General features: G+C 46.6%; 8 protein-coding genes. 4 read left to right on the top strand and 4 right to left on the bottom strand.

Features of this window, described 5'->3' with window-relative positions:
- Together V2H45_RS15300 and V2H45_RS15295 are read left to right on the top strand one after the other, a co-directional pair.
- Positions 1–227: hypothetical protein (locus V2H45_RS15300; protein ID WP_330484519.1), on the top strand; the 227-nt coding region annotated here is incomplete at its 5' end.
- 9 nt (positions 228–236) lie between these two features.
- Positions 237–740, top strand: coding sequence for an MFS transporter (locus tag V2H45_RS15295; protein WP_330484518.1), 504 nt, complete (start codon positions 237–239; stop codon positions 738–740).
- A 72-nt stretch (positions 741–812) separates the two neighbouring features.
- On the opposite strand, the gene V2H45_RS15290 is transcribed toward V2H45_RS15295, so the two are convergent.
- From V2H45_RS15290 to rpsT, 4 genes are all read right to left on the bottom strand, one after another.
- Positions 813–2,105 carry an MFS transporter gene (locus tag V2H45_RS15290; RefSeq protein WP_330484517.1) on the bottom strand — a complete coding sequence of 431 codons (1,293 nt, stop codon included), beginning with the start codon at positions 2,103–2,105 and terminating at the stop codon, positions 813–815.
- A gap of 187 nt (positions 2,106–2,292) precedes the next feature.
- The gene (locus V2H45_RS15285) at positions 2,293–3,780 is read right to left on the bottom strand and encodes a DEAD/DEAH box helicase (protein WP_330484516.1); all 1,488 of its coding nucleotides are present in this window, start codon (positions 3,778–3,780) and stop codon (positions 2,293–2,295) included.
- A gap of 362 nt (positions 3,781–4,142) precedes the next feature.
- Positions 4,143–4,382 (bottom strand): DUF7219 family protein, encoded by a 240-nt coding sequence (locus tag V2H45_RS15280; RefSeq protein ID WP_330484515.1) that lies wholly within the window; start codon positions 4,380–4,382, stop codon positions 4,143–4,145.
- Positions 4,383–4,542: 160 nt separating this feature from the next.
- Positions 4,543–4,830, bottom strand: coding sequence for a 30S ribosomal protein S20 (gene rpsT, locus V2H45_RS15275; protein ID WP_330484514.1), 288 nt, complete (start codon positions 4,828–4,830; stop codon positions 4,543–4,545).
- Positions 4,831–5,045: 215 nt separating this feature from the next.
- Between rpsT and V2H45_RS15270 the strand changes: the two genes are divergently transcribed.
- Entirely contained in the window at positions 5,046–6,797 is a 1,752-nt protein-coding gene (locus V2H45_RS15270; RefSeq protein WP_330484513.1) for a nucleoside transporter C-terminal domain-containing protein, read from the top strand.
- Between the two features lie 11 nt (positions 6,798–6,808).
- Positions 6,809–7,090, top strand: a complete 282-nt coding sequence (locus tag V2H45_RS15265; RefSeq protein ID WP_330484512.1) for a hypothetical protein — start codon at positions 6,809–6,811, stop codon at positions 7,088–7,090.
- The last annotated feature ends 22 nt before the right edge of the window (positions 7,091–7,112 follow it).

Here is a 7,112-nt window from a genome sequence, read left to right as displayed (position 1 = left end):
TCCACCTCGCTCTAAAGAGACGAGGTTGCCAACATTGCCGAGAATTTCTGATGCAGAAACTAGACTTTAACACCAAATTGTTTTATGGCATGGGAAGCGTAGGCGGTTCGATCTCTCTGAATATTCGAGCCTTCTTCCAGCTATTTTTTTCTTACGAATGTCGCAGGTTTAAATCCCAGTCTTGCAGGGATGGTACTTTTAATTGGAAGGCTTTGGGATATTTTTAGCGCCCTCTCGTGGGATGGCTGAGCGATCGCACGGTGTCTAAATGGGGAAAACGTCATGCTTGGATGATCTTTGGTGCTATCCCTTTTGGTGTTTTGTTTGGACTGCAATGGATCGTTCCTCACTTCAGCGAAGATTCCAACCTCAATCAGACCCTTTTATTTTGGTATTACGTGGTAACCTCAGTGTTGGGTGATGCAGCCTTCACAGTGGTCTTTCTCCCATACTATGCCCTCATCCCCGATCTCACCCAAGATTATCACGAACGTACCAGTCTTAATAGCTTTAAACTAGAATGGTTTTATCTCTTCAGTTCCAGACCAACTCGCACCAATTCAGTCTATCTCTGCCCTTTGGTCAATTCGTCTATTACTGCAGGCATGATGAAAGGGATATTGAGGGTTTGTAACCAACGAATCACGGGTGCACTGTTCGCGAGTTACTGCACAATCCCCAAGATGAGCATTCTTGGTGCTAGCAGCGATTGGATGAACCGATGGGGTGAGATTGCCTAAGTTACGGCGGAAGTGCGAAGACCCTATGGAATAGAATCCTTAGAGTCAGAGCATATTGGAAGTTCTTCCTTTCTATGTCCCTTTAACCGCATATTTATCCGTCGTTTGTCCTGTGGCGAACCGCCAAGAATCAGCGAGATTGTGATTTGACTGGGTACTAAAAATAGCTAGTGCCAGCAAAGATAAAGCTGTACTGACCACAAACGTATTCGCTAACCCCAAAAACACGATCGCATTGCCCATAATCGGCCCCGCGATCGCAATGCCTAGATCGAAGCCAGCCCATGCCAATCCAAACACAAAGCCTCGCTCTGAGGCAACTGAGCGATCGGCAAGCAAGGTCGCAATGGCAGGAATCACAATGCCTGAGCCAATTCCCTCTAGTCCACCTGCAATTAGAAAAACGAGGCTTGTCTGTGCCGAATAGACCGTTGCCATGGACAGGGCATAAAAGCATAAACCGATAGAGATAAATACCCCTCGCCCATAGCGATCGCTAATACGGGCAATCGGCAAACGAATGATAAAGCCTGCGATCGCTGCCGTCATATAAAACAAACCCGCATTCAGTTGAATGTGCTGTTGCTTGATTAAAAGCGGTAAAAAAGCACTGAGCGTACCAAACACCATTCCAATCATAAAGAGCACCGTTGCAGGAACGCGAACTCTCGGGCTCCATAATGTCTGCCAGAACCGACGGGATGGTGGCGGGATGGTGTCGAAATCCTTCAAGTTGCGATCGCTCGAAGATAGATCGATGTCAGCATCCCGAGGAGATGAGAGCTTTGGTTCGGTGACCTTCTCCATCATTAATAGCCCTGCCAATGCCAGCGATGCTGACATTACGAATAGAATCTGATATCCCCAAATTTCCTGCATCCACCCCCCAAAGGCCGGACCAAACGCCAGCCCCAGAGGATTGACTAAGCTCATATAGCCAATGATTTCCCCCCGTTGTTCCACAGGAGAAAGATCGGCAATGAGAGCGCTGAAACCCGTGGCAAAAGCGGCAATACTAATACCATGAATGGCTCTGAGTACCATTAATACAGGAATGGATGGTGAAATTGCATATAAAAGTGGCACGATCGTGGCAACGCCCAGTCCAATTTGCATGACCAACCTTCTTCCCTTGCGATCGGCTAATCTTCCTAAATAGGCGCGGCAGGTGAGCAATCCGATCGCAAAAGCACCCATCACCCAACCAATTTGAGCGTTGGTTCCACCTAGACTATCCACATACAAAGGCAAGGTCGGCAATAGAGAAGCTAGGCTCGACCAAAACATTAGTCCTGCAATAAAAGAAGCAGTCAAACTTTGCCGTACAGGTGCAGGAATTTGTCGAAAAGTTTGAAGAAAGCGCATAACAATTTTCCCCTTGGCTGCCAGTATTCTGGAGCCATGACAAACGCTGGTAAATGTTCTAATGGATTTTTAAGACAAACAATATCCCCCAACCTATGACTTCCTAAGTTTAGGAAAGGTGGGGGGATGATATTGGTTTAGCTTTCGGATAGAAGTTCTATTAGTTTTTCCCTAACTAGAGAACTGCTTAACGATTGCTGGAGCCCGAAGAAGAACTTGCATACTTGTCCGATCTATCCGATCTAATCGTTGGACGAGAATCAAAGTCACTGCGGCGACCACCACCACCATTACCTTGAAATCGCTTGACAGGCTTGGTTGTATTCTTCACCGATTTGTCTGGTTGTTTTGACAAGACGTTGAGTGCGGCCTGCTCTGATTTCTCAGATTGAATATGGCTATAGGCAAGTTGTAAGGCGGCAGCAGCGATCGCTTGGGCATCATACTCTTGCGACAACTGAGATACCAAGGGTAGAAAAGATGCCAACCGTTCGCCACTCAAAGCCTGATGAATTTGTTCGGTGAATCGAGCAATTCGGCGCTCTTGAATTTGGGCGATCGTAGGCAGAGAGCTTACTTCTAGGGGCTGACCGACATGCTTTTCAAGCTGACGAATCTTATAGCGCTCCTTAGCCGTAACCAGCGTAATCGCGATTCCAGTTTTGCCTGCTCTACCCGTGCGACCGATGCGATGAACGTAGCGCTCTAAATCATCGGGCAACTCTAGATTAAACACGTGGGTTAGACCGTCAATATCTAGTCCGCGTGCGGCAATATCCGTGGCGACTACCCATTTGACCTGTTGGTTACGGAAGCGACGCAATAAGGATTCGCGCTGTGATTGAGACAGATTTCCGTGGTATTCGTCGACACTGTGTCCGGCTGCTTGCAAGATATCCGTGAGTTTACTGGCAGAATCTTTGGTTCGGACAAAGATAATTGCCGAAGTAGGCGACTCTAGCTCCAAAATTGGCAGAAGTGCTTCTTCTTTGGTGAGATGCTGAGGAACTTGATAAATTTGCTGATCGATTCGGGTCGGTGCAGTCACCTCTGACTCAACCTTTACGACAACAGGGGTACGCAAGTAGTTTTTGACAAGTCTACGCACCTGTGGAGGCATTGTCGCTGAGAAGAAAGCGGTTTGGCGGTTGGTGGGTGTTGTTGCCAAGATTTTCTCAACATCTTGAATAAAGCCCATATTCAGCATTTCATCGGCTTCATCAAGGACGAACCAAGACAGGTTATCTAGTCTCAAGTCACCGCGATCCATCAAATCGATCACACGCCCGGGAGTACCAACCACGACATGCACGCCGCGCTGTAGATGAGAAATTTGGCGATCGATCGCTTGTCCACCGTAGACAGTGAGAATTTTTGCCCCAGGCTTGAGGTTAAAGCCCCGAATTGCCTGACTGACCTGAATTGCCAATTCCCGCGTAGGGGTGAGGATGATCGCTTGTAACGTATTTTGATTTAGATCGATACGTTCGAGAATAGGTAAAGCAAATGCTGCCGTCTTACCCGTTCCTGTTTGAGCCTGACCCAGCACGTCTGTACCAGCCATCAGGTGAGGAATTGCTTGTACTTGAATCGCTGTAGGTTCAGTAAAACCAATAGAGATAAGTTTTTGAACTCTTGCTTCTGAAATACCGAGAGATTGAAAAGATGAGGGCATGAATGCTCCAAACTAAATGATGTGCTGTTGTTTCTGCTATTCCCCGTCCACCTAGGCTCTTGTGAGCAGAAATCAATTCTAAAAGATGATAACCAGGGATACTGCTTCGCTTCACCAGCCCTATCTCTAAGGTTTTTCAGAACCATTGGGTACAAATTCAATGGGAGGCTTGTTTAGAAATTCCGCCGAAAAGTTAGAACTACAAGCAAAAGCAGATAAGTTACATTATAGGACAATGTTAAAGATTGTAAACAAGTTTGTACGAATTTATACCTGAGGTGATAACCAGCAAAAATCAAGACGACAAGATAGCGATCTAAAGTCTATGCAGCGATCGCTAGGAAATTGTTTGGTTGTCGGCCTTAAGATTCCGAGTCAAGCAGGCTCTTTTTGGACTTTTTGAGTTCCGCCCAGAGCTTTTTAATTTGCTTGTATGCATCCTGCGGAGAAATTTTGCCACCATTTTCTAGGGCGCAAATAATGGTGATGCGATTGGCAAACTCTTGAAGATTGGCATCAAAAGCTAGATTTTCCAAGGAGAACTCTCCTTGAAATCGCGCCCTAGGATTTAAAAACTCTTCTTTCCCCGTTTGCTCTGTCATACCTGACTCCATATATGACTATGACTAAGTTGGCAGATATTGAAACATACGACCAGTATCCGAATAAACTCTATCAGAATTTTTTCATTATGGGGTAACTGAGCCGTTAAGGATTGGTTAAGCACATAAGGATACGGGGAGATTCACCACAAGCGATCGCTTAGGTTGAGATCGCTTTGATCGCGTTTGCAATCCGAGATTTACGTCTGGCTCCAGTGTTGCCATGTAATACGCCACGCTTCACTGCCTTGTCAATCTTGCTATAGGCTAAGGACATTTTAAGATTGACATCTTCTAAAGCTTCAGGACTAGGACTAGCTTGATAGGTTTCTACTGCGTCAAAATACTTCTTCATTAACGTCTTGACGGCGGACTTGTATGCTTTATTATGCAAGCGGTTACGCTCGCTGATTTGAATGCGCTTAATTGCAGATTTAATATTTGCCACAGATTACCTCTTAAGTTTGTTGTTGTGGAGCTTGCCATGAATTGAATGAATTAAGTCTATTGCGATTAATAACGAGGAAATCGTTAAAAGTTATTGACGAATTCAAAAACAAGGCGATTAATATCCTAACACCTAGATTTATAGATTTCACCCCAGTAATTCTAAAACTATCCGATCGTTCCCAATTAGACACAAGTAGACACAAGCAAGTTTAGATGAGCTACCTTAACGTAATTTCTTTTTTTGGCATTTTCGGTCTCTGCGCGATCGCTTGGCTCTTTTCTGAAGATCGCCGTATCGTCCCTTGGCGCGTCATTGCTTGGGGGATCGGCTTACAGCTAATCTTGGGCTTTATGGTGTTTCAGTTTGAGCCCACAAAAGCTGCCCTCGAGGCATTCAGCAATCTGTTAAATGTCGTATTTGATGCCGCTGAAGAGGGTGCGAGATTTATCTTTGGCAGAAATTCTTATATGATCGCACCGCTACCTAGGGGCGCGAATGCCTGTGCTGCTCCCCCTATCGGTCTGGGGCAGGTTGCCGAGGGACTCTGCGCTGTCAGGATTACGACGATTTTTGCTTTAAATACTTTTCCTGCCGTCATTTTCTTTTCAGGCTTGATGGCACTCTTAGAGAATATTGGCGTAATTAAGGTAATCGTCGATTTCTTTGGTTGGATCTTTGAACGCACCATGCGCTTAAGTGGGGCAGAAGCTTTAAGCGGCTCCGCTAATATCTTTGTGGGCATTGAGGCGGCGATCGTGGTGAAGCCCTATCTGCCCAAGATGACCCGCAGCGAACTCTGTGCGATTCTGGCATGCTGCTTTGGTACGGCAGCTTCATCGGTACTGGCGATTTATGTAAATGCGCTCAAAGCAACATTCCCTAATATTTTGGGACACCTTGTCTCTGCCTCGATCATGGCGATCCCCGCTTGTTTTGTACTCTCCAAAATTTTAGTGCCCGAGACAGAAGTACCTGTGACCATGGGTGGGCTGCCTAAAGAGCCTTCTAGACCTAGGGGATCGCGCGATCGCGATGCAGTGGAAGAACGTGTCGAAGGAAGCGAAACAGGCAAAAGTACTACTGAAAATTCCCATGAGGATTCTGCTGAAAATTCCCACGAACCCCCATTAGAAACCGTTGGTAGTGAAGTGATGCAACGGGTTAGTCCCCTTGATGCTGCCATTTTAGGAGCTTTAGATGGAGTCAAAATGTCTGTTTCGATCGCCGCCGTTTTGATTTTGATCGTGGGCTTGGTTTACCTACTCAATCAATTTTTTGCCTTTTTGGGGACGATTAGCTTCTTGAATATTGGAGAAATATTTAAGGTGGTCACACTTGCCAATATTCTGGGCTTTTTGTTTTACCCCCTCACACTTTTGACGGGCGTAGCGGTCGATCTCGGGAAACTGTTACAGGGCATTCCCGATGAATCTTGGAAAGCCTCGGTGATTATTGGGCGTAGATTGCTAGAGACTGCCATTCCCCCCTATCAAGAACTGGGAAGAGCCAGCCTCGCAGGAGAGCTAAGTCCGCGTACAGTTTTAATTGTTAGCTATGCCCTTTCAGGGTTCGCACACCTTGCCTCCGTGGGCATTTTTGTAGGGGGCACGATCGCTTTGATTCCCTCGCGACGCCAAGACATCTCAGAGTTGGGATGGAAGGCACTGTTTGTCGGTACACTGGCAACGATGATGATTGCTTCGGTAGCGGGAGTATTTGATGATGGCAACCCCAGTATTATGGGAAAAAAGCCGCAACAAGTTGTGCCGACTTCTACACCATCCCCTAGCCTCAAACCAACGGTTGCTCCTACAAGCACGCCCACTAGCAAACCGACGAGTGTTTCTACAACATCGCCCAGCGCTATGCCTACACCAAAGTCCACTTCTACAGGAAAGCCCAATGCCTCGCCCAACCCCGTAGTTAGCCCATCTCCCAAAACCCTGCCATCCCCAAAACTTTAGAGTAATGATTTATGGATGCTTTTGAGCCAATTTCGCCTGACTGGACACAAAAGGCAACGCACGCCCAAAATTTCTGCTGTCCCCGTTGCGGTCGGTTACCCGGCCAAGCTAAATCGGTATGGATTAATCGCCGATCGCCGGTCTATACAGAAAACCACCGCCGCAAATGGCAGGAATTTTATGCCTGCGAATGTGATGCTGTTTGGTGGGCATGGAGTAGCGATCGCCCCCCTTCTGAATTTTCCGATCGCACCATAAGCAATGATGATATGCCTCCCGATGGGCTCTTTTAGTCAAACGTTAAAAGCTAATTAT

This window comes from Tumidithrix elongata BACA0141, from assembly GCF_036349135.1.
In the GTDB taxonomy this organism is placed as follows: domain Bacteria; phylum Cyanobacteriota; class Cyanobacteriia; order Pseudanabaenales; family Pseudanabaenaceae; genus Tumidithrix; species Tumidithrix elongata.
This window is presented reverse-complemented; position numbering and strand designations above follow the sequence as displayed.

Coding starts and splice junctions, on each gene's coding strand:
- V2H45_RS15290 (WP_330484517.1), bottom strand. CDS start 2,105: ATGCGCTTTCTTCAAACTTTTCGACAAATTCCTGCACCTGTACGGCAA.
- V2H45_RS15285 (WP_330484516.1), bottom strand. CDS start 3,780: ATGCCCTCATCTTTTCAATCTCTCGGTATTTCAGAAGCAAGAGTTCAA.
- V2H45_RS15280 (WP_330484515.1), bottom strand. CDS start 4,382: ATGACAGAGCAAACGGGGAAAGAAGAGTTTTTAAATCCTAGGGCGCGA.
- V2H45_RS15270 (WP_330484513.1), top strand. CDS start 5,046: ATGAGCTACCTTAACGTAATTTCTTTTTTTGGCATTTTCGGTCTCTGC.
- V2H45_RS15265 (WP_330484512.1), top strand. CDS start 6,809: ATGGATGCTTTTGAGCCAATTTCGCCTGACTGGACACAAAAGGCAACG.